Genomic DNA, 11519 nt, shown 5'->3' on the forward strand with positions numbered 1-11519 from the left:
CGGTGTCGCGGACCACCTCCATCTCGTACTCCTTCCAGCCCAGCACCGATTCTTCGATCAGCACCTCGGTCGTGGGGCTGAGGTCGAGGCCGCGCAGCACGATCTCCTCGAACTCCTCGCGGTTGAAGGCGATGCCGCCCCCGGTGCCGGCGAGGGTGAACGAGGGTCGGACCACGGCAGGCAGGCCCACGAACTCCAACCCCTCCAGCGCCTCCTCCATCGAATGCGCGGCTTTCGATTTCGGCGATTCCAGGCCCAGCTTGTCCATGGCGTCACGGAATTTCTGGCGATCCTCGGCCTTGTCGATGACCTCGGCCTTGGCCCCGATCATCTCGACGCCGTACTTTTTCAGGGCCCCCGACGCATCCAGCGCCAGCGCCGTGTTCAGCGCCGTCTGCCCGCCCATGGTGGGCAACAGGGCGTCGGGGCGTTCCTTGGCGATGATCCGCTCGACGAACTCGGGCGTGATCGGCTCGATATAGGTCGCATCGGCCATGTCCGGATCGGTCATGATCGTCGCCGGGTTGGAGTTGACCAGGATGACCCGATACCCCTCCGCCTTCAGCGCCTTGCACGCCTGCACGCCCGAGTAATCGAACTCGCAAGCTTGCCCGATCACGATCGGCCCCGCGCCGATAATCAGTATGGATTTCAAGTCTGTACGTTTGGGCATCGCGGCCTCTTTTTCTTAATGGGTCACGACCGCGCACTCCCAGCCGTCGTAGTCGAGCTGGAAGGCCGCGGCCCAGGATTGCATCATGGCGGAGACGGGAGCGAAGGACGCCTCGTCCACCGGGATCGTCGTTTCAAGCACGGTCATGTCGTCCTCGCCGCTCGTGACGAAGCCGGCGCGACGCGCGAGCTCGTTCAGGTCGTCGTGGTCGCCCTCGCCATGGAAGAAGAACAGGGTGTGGCGCGGCGTAATCCCTGAGTCTCCATGCGCGGCGAGGGCGGCGCGAACGGCGGCGTCTCTCTCGTCATGCTCGGACATGGGTCATTCCATCGCGCGCGAAGGCCCCGGCGAAGCGTGTGCCTCGGCCGCTGGCGTTCAGGTTGTCGGTTAAGCGGCCCGTCTAAAGACGGGGGGCACGGGGCACAACCCCTCTGAAACGAAAGGTGGGGACAGCGAAGCTTAAGGCCGCGTCTGCCCCGTCCCGCGCACCACGTATTTGTAGCTGGTCAGCTGTTCGGCCCCGACCGGTCCGCGCGCGTGCAGGCGGCTGGTCGAGATGCCGATCTCCCCCCCGAAGCCGAACTCGCCGCCGTCTGCGAACTGGGTCGAGGCGTTCCAGAGGACGATGGCGCTGTCCACGGCGTTCAGGAAGGTTGTGGCGGCCTCGGCGTCGTCGGTGACGATCGCCTCGGTGTGGCCCGAGCCGTAGCGGCGGATATGGGCGATGGCCTCGTCCATGCCGTCCACGATCCGCACGGCCAGGATGGGGGCCAGATATTCGGTGGACCAGTCGGCGTCCGAGGCGAGTGTCATGGCGGGCACGAGCGTCTGGGCCCGAGCGTCGCCACGCAGTTCACACCCCGCCGCGATCAGGGCCTCGGCGACGGGCGGAAGCAACCGACCGGCGGCCTCTGCGTCGACCAGCAGGGTTTCGGTCGAACCGCAGACCGAGACCCGTCGCATCTTGGCGTTGACGACGATGTCGCGCGCCATGTCGACCTCGGCGGCGGCATGCAGATAGGTGTGGTTCAGCCCTTCCAGGTGGCTGAGCACCGGCACTCGCGCCTCTGCCTGGACCCGGGCGACCAGGCTCTTTCCGCCGCGCGGGATCAGCAGGTCGATGGAGCCGTCCAGTCCGGTCATCAGGGCACCCACCGCCGCGCGATCCGGCGTCGGAACCAGTTGCACCGCGTCGGCCGGAAGCCCTGCCGCCGTCAGTCCCTCGACCACCGCCGCGTGGATGGCCAGTGAACTGTCCAGGCAGTCCGAGCCGCAGCGCAGGATAGCGACATTGCCCGAGCGGATGCACAGGGCCGCTGCGTCGGCGGTCACATTGGGGCGGCTCTCATAGATGATCGCCAACACGCCGAGCGGGGTACGCACCCGGGCGAAATCCAGTCCGTTCGGCCGGGTCCAGCGGGCTGTCTCGATGCCAAGCGGATCGGGGAAAGCGGCGACCTCGTCCACCGCATCGGCCATGGCGGCGATCCCGGTGGGCGTCAGGGCCAGGCGGTCAATCAGGGCCTCGGTCACGCCGTTGGCGCGGGCGCGGGAGACGTCCGTGGCGTTGGCGGTCAGGATGGCATCGGCACGGGTGCGCAGCGCCTTCGCGATGGCGCTCAGCGCCGCCGCCCGCGTCTCCGCCGCCGCCAGACGCACAGCCTCTGACGCCGCACGGGCGCGGCGGCCCATGTCGGCCATCAGGGCGGCGACGTCGAACTGGACTTGGACAGGCTGGACGGTCATGGGCGGTCCAGTACCAGATCGTCGCGGTGAATGGCCACGCCCGGCCCCTTGTATCCGACCAGGCCCTCGATCTCGCCCGAATGCCGCCCGCGAATCCGCTCCATCTCGTCTGCGGCATAGGCGGCCAGACCGACACCCAGCGCGCCGCCCGTCAGGCCCACGACCCGGATGCAGTCGCCCCGGTCGAAGCGTCCTTCGACCCGCTGAACGCCCGAGGCCAGCAGGCTGCGGCCCCCGACCAGAGCCTGGGCCGCGCCGTCGTCGATGGCGATGGCTCCGGCGGGCTCCAGACTGCCCGCGATCCACTGCTTGTAGGCGGCCAGCGGTGTCGCCGGCGCGGTGATCAGCGTCGCCTTTGCGCCTTGCGCCAGCGCCCGGAGCGGATGCGGCTCCAGCCCCGAAACGATCAGGGTCGCGCATCCCGCCGAGCGGGCGATCCGTGCCGCTTCCAGCTTGGTCGCCATCCCGCCGGTGCCGACGTCGGCGGCCGTATTTGCCCCGCCCGCCATGGCCAGGATCTGGGGAGTCAGGGCCTCGATGACGGCCAGATGGCTCGCCGCCGGGTGCTTCCTCGGATCGGCCGTATACAGACCGTCGACGTCCGACAGCAGGATCAGCAGGTCCGCCCGGACCAGTTGGGCCGTCGTCGATGGCGATGGCTCCGGCGGGCTCCAGACTGCCCGCGATCCACTGCTTGTAGGCGGCCAGCGGTGTCGCCGGCGCGGTGATCAGCGTCGCCTTTGCGCCTTGCGCCAGCGCCCGGAGCGGATGCGGCTCCAGCCCCGAAACGATCAGGGTCGCGCATCCCGCCGAGCGGGCGATCCGTGCCGCTTCCAGCTTGGTCGCCATCCCGCCGGTGCCGACGTCGGCGGCCGTATTTGCCCCGCCCGCCATGGCCAGGATCTGGGGAGTCAGGGCCTCGATGACGGCCAGATGGCTCGCCGCCGGGTGCTTCCTCGGATCGGCCGTATACAGACCGTCGACGTCCGACAGCAGGATCAGCAGGTCCGCCCGGACCAGTTGGGCCGTCCGCGCCGCCAGCCGGTCGTTGTCGCCGTACCGGATCTCCTCGGTGGCGACGGTGTCGTTCTCGTTGACCACGGGGATGCAGCCGAGCTTGAGCAGGGCGTCGAGCGTCGCCCGCGCATTCAGCCACCGCCGCCGCCGCTCGGTGTCGTCGCGGGTCAGCAGCACCTGTGCGGGCGTCAGTGACACCGGCCCCAGCGCCGCCTCCCACGCCTGCATCAGCAGCGATTGCCCCACCGCCGCCGCCGCCTGTTTCTCGTCCAGTCGCGCATTCCTGGCCAGGCCCAACCGGCCTCGCCCCAGGGCCACCGCCCCCGACGACACGACGATGACCTCTCGGCCCCGAGCACGAAGGTCGGCGATGTCCTGCGCCAGGGCGGCCAGCCAGGCGCTCGCCGGGGCACGGCTGTCCGCATCCACGACCAGCGAGGAGCCGATCTTGACGACGATGCGGCGCGCGCCGCCCAGGGTTTCAGAGGCCGAGATCTTCACGCGGCGGACCATGCCGCCAAGGTTGCGGCGCAGCAAGCGAGCGTTGCTGCAAGCCGTGCCCAGTAACGCATCCAGCCACAGACCAGAAGAGTCCCGGCCCGTCGGGAACACCAAGCGCAGCCGAAAACCGCGCACACGCGAGGGCTGCATCCGATTGATTCTTAATCTTTTCAGCCGAACGTCTGTCCGTAGTCGGAGCGTGCCCATGTCCTGCGTAGCCTGTCGTGACGGCGTCGATTTTGAACAACCCATCACGATGGCGTTTCAGCCGATCGTCGACGTGAAGACCGAGACGGTCTTTGCCTACGAAGCCCTCGTCCGGGGACGGGACGGAAGCGGGGCCGGCGCGGTTCTGGCCCAGGTGTCGACCGAGAATCGCTACGGGTTCGATCAGCTCTGCCGTACGACGGCGATCGAAATGGCGGCTCATCTCGAGATGGCTCAAGCCGGGGCCAACCTGTCGATCAATTTTCTGCCGAACGCGGTCTATGAGCCCAGGGCGTGTATCCGCGTAACCCTGGCGGCGGCGATGCGAACCGGATTCCCGCTGAACCGGATCATCTTCGAGTTCACGGAAGATGAGGCCGTCGACGCCGACCATCTGTTGAACATCCTGCGCGCCTACCGCGCCATGGGGTTCAAGACCGCCATCGACGATTTCGGCGCGGGCTACGCCGGGCTTGGACTGCTGAGCAGATTCCAGCCCGACATCGTCAAGCTGGACATGGCGCTGATCCGGGGCATCGATACCGACAAGGTCCGGTTCACGATCGTGCGCAACACGCTGAACATGCTTCGTGACCTGGGTATCGAGCCCGTCTGCGAGGGTGTCGAGACCTTGGCGGAATACGAAACCTTGCGGGACCTCGACGTCTCGCTGATGCAGGGGTACCTGCTGGCCAAGCCGGAAATCGCCGCCTTGCCCGTCGTGTCCTGGCCCGGCCAACGTCAGGCCATGGCCCTCAGCGCCTAGACGCCTTACAGCGCCGCGAACGTATTGCAGGACGCGGGGTCGCCGGACTGATAGCCGCGCTGCAGCCATTCCATCCGTTGCGCCGACGATCCGTGGGTGAAGCTTTCGGGTGAGACCCGGCCGCCGCCGCGTTGTTGCAGGGTGTCGTCGCCGATGGCGGAGGCGGTGCGCAAGCCCTCTTCGATGTCGCCGGCCTCGACCACGACCTGGCCGTTGCCGACCTGGGCGGCATTGGCAGCCCAGACGCCGGCGTAGCAGTCGGCCTGAAGCTCCAGCGCTACCGAGTAGCGATTGCCTTCCCCCTCGCTGCGGGCCCGCTGCTGGCCCTCCTCGGCCTGTTGCGAGGCCCCGGTCAGGGTCTGGACGTGGTGGCCGAACTCGTGGGCGATGACATAGGCGCGGGCGAAGTCGGCACCGGACGCCCCCAGCTGGGTCTCCATCTCCTGCCAAAAGGCGAGGTCCAGATAGATGGTCTGGTCCGACGGGCAATAGAACGGCCCCATGGCCGCCTGACCGAAGCCGCAGCCGGTCTGGGTGCCCTGAGTGTAGATCACGACGTTGGGTTTGCGATAGCCATTCAGCTTTTCGGCCCAGACGTCATTGATGTTTTCGCCGACGACATCGACGAACAGTCCGGCCTGATCTTCCGGAGTTCCCACGGTGCCTTCCTGCTGGCCCGTGGCGGGACCGAACTGGCTGACGACCTGCTGGGTGGTCGAGGGGTCGATGCCGAAGAACAGGTATCCAGCCGCTGCCAGCACCAGTCCGACCAGACCGCCGCCCGCCGCAACGCCGCCGCCCAGGCCGCGCCGATCCTCGACGCCGCCGCCGCGTTCTCCACCTTCCCAGCGCATGATGTCTTCCCTCCGTTGGCCCTCAAGCTAGGCCGGAACGCGCGTTGAAGGAAAGAGATGCGGCGCCGCAATCCGGGCTATTGCGGGCGTCGGTCCAGCCAGGTGTCGATCTGGGTCGTGGAGCGCACGACAGCCCCACTGCGGGCCTCGGACGCCTGTCGGGCCTGGCGCGCCTCTTCGAGAGTCAGCGGGCGACGGGCTTCGGGCAGGTCGAGAGGCGGCTGACGCCGGGCCTGAAGCGACTGAATGGTCGCCCGCGTCTGGGCCGTCTGGGACTGAGCCAGGGCCTGGCTTCGGTCGGACTGGTTGCGCAGCCGGTCCATCTCGTAGCGATGGACGTCGCCGGTGGTCAGGTCGGGCCGCCCCGTCGGGCTGTACGGATAGACCTGGGCCGAGACCGGACCGGCCAGGGCGATCAGGGCGACGGCAAGGATGCTCGAGCGGGTCATGCCGGACATATGGGCCGGGTTGGCGCAAGTCCAAGCGTGGCCGTCCGGGCTCAGGGCAGGGCCCAGACGCTTGAGCGTTTGATGGCGAGGTCCTCGAGTTCTCGGGTGGTCGGCACCTGATATTCGGCCAGCAGCTCAAGGCCCGACTTCGGGAAATAGGTCCGGTGCGGGTCGCCGATCAGGACGCGCGTTCCGTTCGCCCGCGCGGCCCCCAGCCAGGCCAGGACCCGCTCGGTCATCGGCTTCTCGTAGCAGACGTCGCCGGCGCAGATGACATCGACCGGCGGCGGCGGTGCGTCCAGCAGGTCGCGGTCGGTGAAGGCCATGTCGATCCCGTTGGCCTCGGCATTGAGAGCGACCGCCGCGCCGCAGAAGGGGTCGATGTCCGCCCCCAGAACCGAGGTCGCCCCGGCCATCATCGCCGCGATCCCGACCAGGCCCGAACCCGTGGCAAAATCGATCACGGATCGTCCCGCGACCTCGTCGGGATGGTCGAGCAGATAGCGGGCCAGCCCCTGGCCGCCCGACCAGGCGAAGGCCCAGAACGGCGGGGGCAGTCCAATCTCGCCCAGTTCCTCCTCGGTCATGCGCCAGATGGGGGTGATCTCGTCAGCCAGCCACAGCGAGATCTGCGGCGCATGGGGCACGGCCTGCAAACGCGTGTTGACGAGGATGAAGGCCTGGGGGTCGGCGATGGGGGTCAGGGTGCAGGCCTCCCGGTCGCCGTGCGCACGACCGAGACGTAGTTTGGAGCCCGCTCCATGCCCGCTGCCTTCGGCGTCCTGGCGATGGCGCGATTCAGAGCCGGCAGGTTCCAACAGGGCACGTGCATGAACAGGTGGTGCTCGGCATGAAAATTGACCCAATAGGGGGCGATCAAGGCGCGCTCCCACCAAGACGCCCCTGTGGTTCTGGCCGCGCGCCACGGGTCGGTGGAGGAACCCTCGACGCAGGCATGTTCGGCGATATTGCGGATGCGCGTCACCATCGGAAACCAAGTCGCCATCGGCAGCAGCCATAGAACGAACCAGGCCCACCAGAGACCGGCGAGGCTGAGGACGACGAGCAGCATCAGGTTGATGCCCAGAAACGGAAGTACGGATCGCCCGGTTACCGCCGCTTCGTAATTGTGCGCCCTGTCCGCCGCGCCGTCGGGGCGTGACCGCATGAGGGCGAGGGGCAGAAGCAGCCGCTGTTTGAAGAAGGTCTGGCCGGTCAGATCGCGGACGATCTTGCGGCGCAGGGAGGCCCGGCTGACCGGGAACGGTGCCGACAGGACCAGGTCCGGATCCTCGGGCTGCTGGGCGAAGCGGTGGTGGGACAGGTGATAGGGGCGATAGGCCGCAAGCGAGGCACCGACCGGCACGGCGCAGAGCCAGTGGCCCAGTGCGTCGTTGAGCTTCAGGTTCGGATGCAGGGCGCCGTGGGCCGCCTCGTGCATCAGGATCGCAAGACCCAGCTGTCGCGTCCCGACGACCATGATGCAGACCGGAATCAGGATCGGCCAGACGACGCCTATGGCGATGGCGGCGGCGATCACGGCCCAGGCATGGGCGACCAGCAGCGGTCCCTTCCACGCCGAGCGCGTCTGAAACGGCGCCCACTGTTCGGGCGTAAACAGGTCTGACGGCGAGACGCGCGGTGCAGCAGGCATGGGAACAGGATAGCGCGTCGTCGCGGATGGGCCTAGCGTCCTCTCCCAGACCGACCTGTACCGATAGTCGCTAAAGTCATTCTGACCTGACCTTAAGTCAGGTTGACACGACATTTTCTTGATGTAACGTAAGCCTTACATTTCGTCAGGAGAACACGTCATGCTTGCTCTCGGCAGATCGACCACGCCGGCCCATCGACGATACGTCATCCGCACGCTCGCCTTCATGAGCGGCTATGTCGCGATCAACGTGGCCGCCATCTTCGGGGCCTTCGACGACATCGGCAGCCCGGTCGCGGCCTGGGCCCTGGCCCTGGCGGTCTCGGCCCCGGTGGCGGGCCAGATCTGGGCAACCCTGTCGCTGATGAACGAGTCCGACGAGTTCGTGCGCAGCCTTACGGCCAAGCAGTTCATCCTGTCGGCCGGGATCGCCATGGCCCTGTTCAGCGCCTGGGGCTTTGGCGAAAGCTATGCCGATGCGCCGCACGCGCCGGGCTGGCTGATCTATCCGCTGTTCTGGGGAATCTACGGGCTGGTCTCTCCCTTCGTGAAGACCAGCCGATGAAGAACCGGCTGAAACTGCTGCGCACCGAGCGCGGTTGGACCCAGGAACAGCTGGGTCAGGCCCTGGGGGTCTCGCGACAGGCGGTCAACGCCCTGGAGACCGAGAAGCACGACCCCTCGCTGGATCTCGCCTACCGGATCGCGGTGTTGTTCAGGCAGCCCGTGGAAGAGATTTTCGAAAACCCCCACGGCTGACCAAGTCAGCCTGATCTTACCCCGGAGACCATGATGCTCAACGCCTTCTTCCAGGCGCGCCCCCGGCTGCGCGCTGCCCTGATCGGCCTCGCCGTCTGCTCGCCCTGTTTCGTCGCCGCCGCCCAGGCCTGGGCCGGCGAGGTTGCGGCGCCCGCGCAGGCCGGGGCCCCGATCACCTCGGACCGGCTGTCGGTCGAGGTGATCGGATCCGGCCCCGACGTCCTGATGATCCCCGGTTTCGGGTCTTCGCGCGAGGTCTGGCGGGCCGAGGCCGAGCGGCTGAAGACGACGCACCGCGTGCATCTGGTCCAGTACGCGGGTTTCGCCGGCGAGCCCTGGAGCCACGGCGATGGACCCTTCGTCGATCCGGCGGTGGAGGCGCTGGCCGCCTATGTGCGCAGCGCCGGGTTGAACCGGCCCGCCGTGATCGGCCATTCGATGGGTGGGCTTTCGGCCCTGTTGCTGGCCCAGCGGCACCCCGAGCTGATCGGCAAGGTGATGGCCGTCGATAATCTTCCCTTCTTCTCGGCCCTGTTCGGACCCCAGGTCACGGTGGAGTCCGCGCGTCCGTTCGCGGCCCAGGCGGCCGCCTCGATGCGCGACACGCCCGAGCCCGCCCTGCGCGCCGCCCAGACGCAAGGGGCCGTCGGCCTGGCGCGCGATCCGGCCACGCGTATCGCCATGGTGAACTGGACCATGGCCTCGGATCGCCAAGCCCTGGGCGCGGCGATCCGCGACGTGATGACCACCGATGCGCGACCGGGTCTGGCGGCCATGACCACGCCGGTCACGGTGCTGTATGCCGCCGACGCCGACGGCGGTGCGCCCGCCGCCATGGCCGACGCGACCTGGGGCCGGGAATACGCGACCCTGCCCGGCGTCAAGCTGATCCGGGTGGACGGCAGCCGTCATTTCATCATGGCCGACCAGCCCGCCCGATTCGCCGAACTGACGGACGCCTTCCTGGCCGAATAGCCTACTGGCCGTCTTCCTAGGGCAGGGGCGTGGGGTCGCCGGCGAACTCGTCGGCATAGGCGGGGGCGATCAGGGCGCGGAACATCGACTGGGGCACGTTCACCCAGAAGGACCCCTCCGCGTACGAGCCCACCAGATAGGGGCCGATCAGGAAGGTCAGCCCGCCCGCCTTGCCCGGCGTCGATCCGGCGGCCAGCACGAACGGCATCCCGGCGGCGGTGGGGCAGGACCAGATCTGGCCCTCGACCGTGCCCAGCGTCAGGGGTTCGACACCGGGATTGCGCTTTTCCTTCTCGGCGTTCAGGGCGGCGCACAGGGCGGTGTCGAGGACCGACAGGTCGGCCCCGGGGCGAAACAGCCGGGCCGCGGTGATCTGTTGCTTCGACGCCTTGTCCCAAAGAATGGCCGAATAGCTGGACAGGCCGTGGGCCCCGCCGGTGAATTCGTAGTCGGTGCGGGCCAGGCTGAACAGTTTGCCGGTCTCGACCGGAGTGTCGTATTCGATGGTCTTCTCATAGGCCCCGAGCCCCATGTCGCCGCCCGCCTCGGTGCGGTCGGACTGGGACCCTTCGGTGAACTGACGCAGGTCGCGCACCCCGGCCGAGAACAGCCGGGCGTGCAGGTCCGGATAGGGCTTCAGCGCCGGAGGCAGGGTCAGCTCGACCGAGGCGTAGGGGGTCTCGGAGCGGAAATCGAAGGGGGCGGCGGCCTCGGCCGGGGTCACAACGGCCGTCGCGGTCGGGGGCACCGGCGTGGGCGCGGGTGTCTCGTCCGGGCGGCTGGTGATGACAGCAAAGGCGATCGCGCCCACGACGGCCAGGGCGGCGGCGGCCGTGCCGGCCAGAACGACCGGGCGCTTGAACGGAGAGCTCATCGAATGTCCTTCATAAGAAATGCAGTCCGCCGAGCGCGATCGCGGCGAGCAGGATCAGGCCCGCCTCGCGGTTCGACTTGAACAGTCGCAGGGCCAGGGGGCTGTTGTCGAGCCGCAGCGTGCGGACCTGCCAGGCCAGATGGGCGGAATAGGCGATCAGGACGACATAGAACAGCGGACCCAGACCCGCGTTCAGCCCGGCCAGCAGGGCGCAGGCGACGGCCGCGACGTAGAACAGGGCCACGCCGCGCGGGACGGTGGTGCCGAGGCGTCGGGCCGATGACTTGACCCCGACCATGGCGTCATCCTCGATGTCCTGCAGCGCATAGATGGTGTCATAGCCGAGGGTCCAGAAGACGCCGCCTAACCAGAGGAACAGCGCAGACTGGTAATCCTGAATGCCGCCGACGACGTAGACATCGGCCTGTCCTCCCAGTCCGAAATGCTCGAGCGCCCGTTGAGACCAGGCGATCTTGGCCTCAAATGAATAGGCCGCAGCGAAGCCCATCAGGGCGCCCCAGTTGAATGTCATGCCCAGCCAGGCCTGGGGCCACCAGGTAATCCGCTTCATGAAGGGATAGGCCGCGACGAGGGCGAGGGAAGCAAATCCAAGGCCGATGGCGACGGGACCGAGCGTCAGCAGGATCGCCAGGCTGACCAGCGAACAGCCGATGATGAAACCCCACGCCTGCCGCACCGAGATTCGCCCGGATGGGATTGGCCGTCCTGCCGTACGGGCGACGCGGGCGTCGATATCGCGATCGACCAGGTCGTTGAAGGCACATCCAGCGGCCCGCATCAGACAGGCTCCGATCGCGAACGCCACGATCAACCAGAGCGCCCTTAAATCGGGAACGCGACTGTAGTTGGCATAGGCCAGGGCGATCCCCTGCCAGCCGGGCAGGAGCAGCAGCCAGATCCCGATCGGCCGGTCGAACCGCCCCAGCTTGAGCCAGGGCTTGAGTCCCTCCGGCGCATGATCATCCACCCAGTTGCGGCCGGCGTCGGGAAGGGGGGCAGAGGACATGGCGGCCAGTGTAGCGG

The 11519-nt window shown here is 67.9% G+C and carries 13 protein-coding genes and 2 pseudogenes; 4 read left to right on the plus strand and 11 right to left on the minus strand.

From position 1 onward, the window contains the following. The 5 genes and pseudogenes from JHC99_RS13740 to proB (JHC99_RS13760) form a co-directional block, all read right to left on the minus strand. A pseudogene (locus JHC99_RS13740) lies at positions 1-673 on the minus strand (carbamoyl phosphate synthase large subunit); the annotation flags it as partial. 15 nt (positions 674-688) lie between these two features. Further along, a complete protein-coding gene (locus JHC99_RS13745) occupies positions 689-991 on the minus strand; it encodes a hypothetical protein (RefSeq protein ID WP_292154957.1) in 303 nt (100 codons plus the stop codon). 141 nt (positions 992-1132) lie between these two features. After that, entirely contained in the window at positions 1133-2419 is a 1287-nt protein-coding gene (locus tag JHC99_RS13750) for a glutamate-5-semialdehyde dehydrogenase (protein ID WP_292154967.1), read from the minus strand. Continuing rightward, the gene (gene proB / locus JHC99_RS13755) at positions 2416-3054 is read right to left on the minus strand and encodes a glutamate 5-kinase (protein ID WP_366927818.1); all 639 of its coding nucleotides are present in this window, start codon (positions 3052-3054) and stop codon (positions 2416-2418) included. The genes JHC99_RS13750 and proB (JHC99_RS13755) overlap by 4 nt, the downstream gene beginning before the upstream one ends. Positions 3055-3058: 4 nt before the next feature. After that, positions 3059-3949: pseudogene (gene proB, locus JHC99_RS13760) on the minus strand (glutamate 5-kinase); the annotation flags it as partial. Between the two features lie 193 nt (positions 3950-4142). Here proB (JHC99_RS13760) and JHC99_RS13765 point away from each other — a divergent pair. Beyond that, entirely contained in the window at positions 4143-4910 is a 768-nt protein-coding gene (locus JHC99_RS13765; RefSeq protein WP_292154958.1) for an EAL domain-containing protein, read from the plus strand. A 5-nt stretch (positions 4911-4915) separates the two neighbouring features. Here JHC99_RS13765 and JHC99_RS13770 read toward each other — a convergent pair whose 3' ends face one another. The 4 genes from JHC99_RS13770 to JHC99_RS13785 all read right to left on the minus strand — a co-directional run bounded on the left by JHC99_RS13770 (position 4916) and on the right by JHC99_RS13785 (position 7867). Further along, on the minus strand, positions 4916-5764 hold the full coding sequence (locus JHC99_RS13770) for a neutral zinc metallopeptidase (RefSeq protein WP_292154959.1): 849 nt from the start codon (positions 5762-5764) through the stop codon (positions 4916-4918). Between the two features lie 77 nt (positions 5765-5841). Continuing rightward, a complete protein-coding gene (locus JHC99_RS13775; RefSeq protein ID WP_292154960.1) occupies positions 5842-6213 on the minus strand; it encodes a hypothetical protein in 372 nt (123 codons plus the stop codon). 50 nt (positions 6214-6263) lie between these two features. After that, positions 6264-6908, minus strand: a complete 645-nt coding sequence (locus JHC99_RS13780; protein ID WP_292154969.1) for a methyltransferase — start codon at positions 6906-6908, stop codon at positions 6264-6266. Between the two features lie 5 nt (positions 6909-6913). Further along, positions 6914-7867: a fatty acid desaturase family protein gene (locus JHC99_RS13785; RefSeq protein WP_292154961.1), complete on the minus strand. Its 954-nt coding sequence runs from the start codon at positions 7865-7867 to the stop codon at positions 6914-6916. Positions 7868-8027: 160 nt separating this feature from the next. On the opposite strand from JHC99_RS13785, the gene JHC99_RS13790 reads away from it, so the two are divergent. From JHC99_RS13790 to JHC99_RS13800, 3 genes are read left to right on the plus strand one after another with little or no spacing between them, the layout of a single operon-like run. Then, the gene (locus tag JHC99_RS13790; protein WP_292154962.1) at positions 8028-8432 is read left to right on the plus strand and encodes a hypothetical protein; all 405 of its coding nucleotides are present in this window, start codon (positions 8028-8030) and stop codon (positions 8430-8432) included. Beyond that, on the plus strand, positions 8429-8626 hold the full coding sequence (locus JHC99_RS13795) for a helix-turn-helix transcriptional regulator (RefSeq protein ID WP_292154963.1): 198 nt from the start codon (positions 8429-8431) through the stop codon (positions 8624-8626). The genes JHC99_RS13790 and JHC99_RS13795 overlap by 4 nt, the downstream gene beginning before the upstream one ends. A 33-nt stretch (positions 8627-8659) precedes the next feature. Then, positions 8660-9601, plus strand: coding sequence for an alpha/beta hydrolase (locus JHC99_RS13800; RefSeq protein ID WP_292154964.1), 942 nt, complete (start codon positions 8660-8662; stop codon positions 9599-9601). A 16-nt stretch (positions 9602-9617) separates the two neighbouring features. Here JHC99_RS13800 and JHC99_RS13805 read toward each other — a convergent pair whose 3' ends face one another. Together JHC99_RS13805 and JHC99_RS13810 are read right to left on the minus strand one after the other, a co-directional pair. Continuing rightward, the gene (locus tag JHC99_RS13805; RefSeq protein WP_292154966.1) at positions 9618-10475 is read right to left on the minus strand and encodes a DUF3298 domain-containing protein; all 858 of its coding nucleotides are present in this window, start codon (positions 10473-10475) and stop codon (positions 9618-9620) included. Between the two features lie 10 nt (positions 10476-10485). Beyond that, on the minus strand, positions 10486-11502 hold the full coding sequence (locus JHC99_RS13810) for a UbiA family prenyltransferase (RefSeq protein ID WP_292154970.1): 1017 nt from the start codon (positions 11500-11502) through the stop codon (positions 10486-10488). Positions 11503-11519 lie beyond the last annotated feature (17 nt).

The organism is Brevundimonas sp. (assembly GCF_016463485.1).
GTDB lineage: Bacteria > Pseudomonadota > Alphaproteobacteria > Caulobacterales > Caulobacteraceae > Brevundimonas.

What these genes read in the sequence shown, in the direction of transcription:
- JHC99_RS13745 (WP_292154957.1), bottom strand. Translation starts at nt 991, where the DNA reads ATGTCCGAGCATGACGAGAGAGACGCCGCCGTTCGCGCCGCCCTCGCC.
- JHC99_RS13750 (WP_292154967.1), bottom strand. Translation starts at nt 2,419, where the DNA reads ATGACCGTCCAGCCTGTCCAAGTCCAGTTCGACGTCGCCGCCCTGATG.
- JHC99_RS13765 (WP_292154958.1), top strand. Translation starts at nt 4,143, where the DNA reads ATGTCCTGCGTAGCCTGTCGTGACGGCGTCGATTTTGAACAACCCATC.
- JHC99_RS13770 (WP_292154959.1), bottom strand. Translation starts at nt 5,764, where the DNA reads ATGCGCTGGGAAGGTGGAGAACGCGGCGGCGGCGTCGAGGATCGGCGC.
- JHC99_RS13775 (WP_292154960.1), bottom strand. Translation starts at nt 6,213, where the DNA reads ATGACCCGCTCGAGCATCCTTGCCGTCGCCCTGATCGCCCTGGCCGGT.
- JHC99_RS13785 (WP_292154961.1), bottom strand. Translation starts at nt 7,867, where the DNA reads ATGCCTGCTGCACCGCGCGTCTCGCCGTCAGACCTGTTTACGCCCGAA.
- JHC99_RS13790 (WP_292154962.1), top strand. Translation starts at nt 8,028, where the DNA reads ATGCTTGCTCTCGGCAGATCGACCACGCCGGCCCATCGACGATACGTC.
- JHC99_RS13795 (WP_292154963.1), top strand. Translation starts at nt 8,429, where the DNA reads ATGAAGAACCGGCTGAAACTGCTGCGCACCGAGCGCGGTTGGACCCAG.
- JHC99_RS13800 (WP_292154964.1), top strand. Translation starts at nt 8,660, where the DNA reads ATGCTCAACGCCTTCTTCCAGGCGCGCCCCCGGCTGCGCGCTGCCCTG.
- JHC99_RS13805 (WP_292154966.1), bottom strand. Translation starts at nt 10,475, where the DNA reads ATGAGCTCTCCGTTCAAGCGCCCGGTCGTTCTGGCCGGCACGGCCGCC.
- JHC99_RS13810 (WP_292154970.1), bottom strand. Translation starts at nt 11,502, where the DNA reads ATGTCCTCTGCCCCCCTTCCCGACGCCGGCCGCAACTGGGTGGATGAT.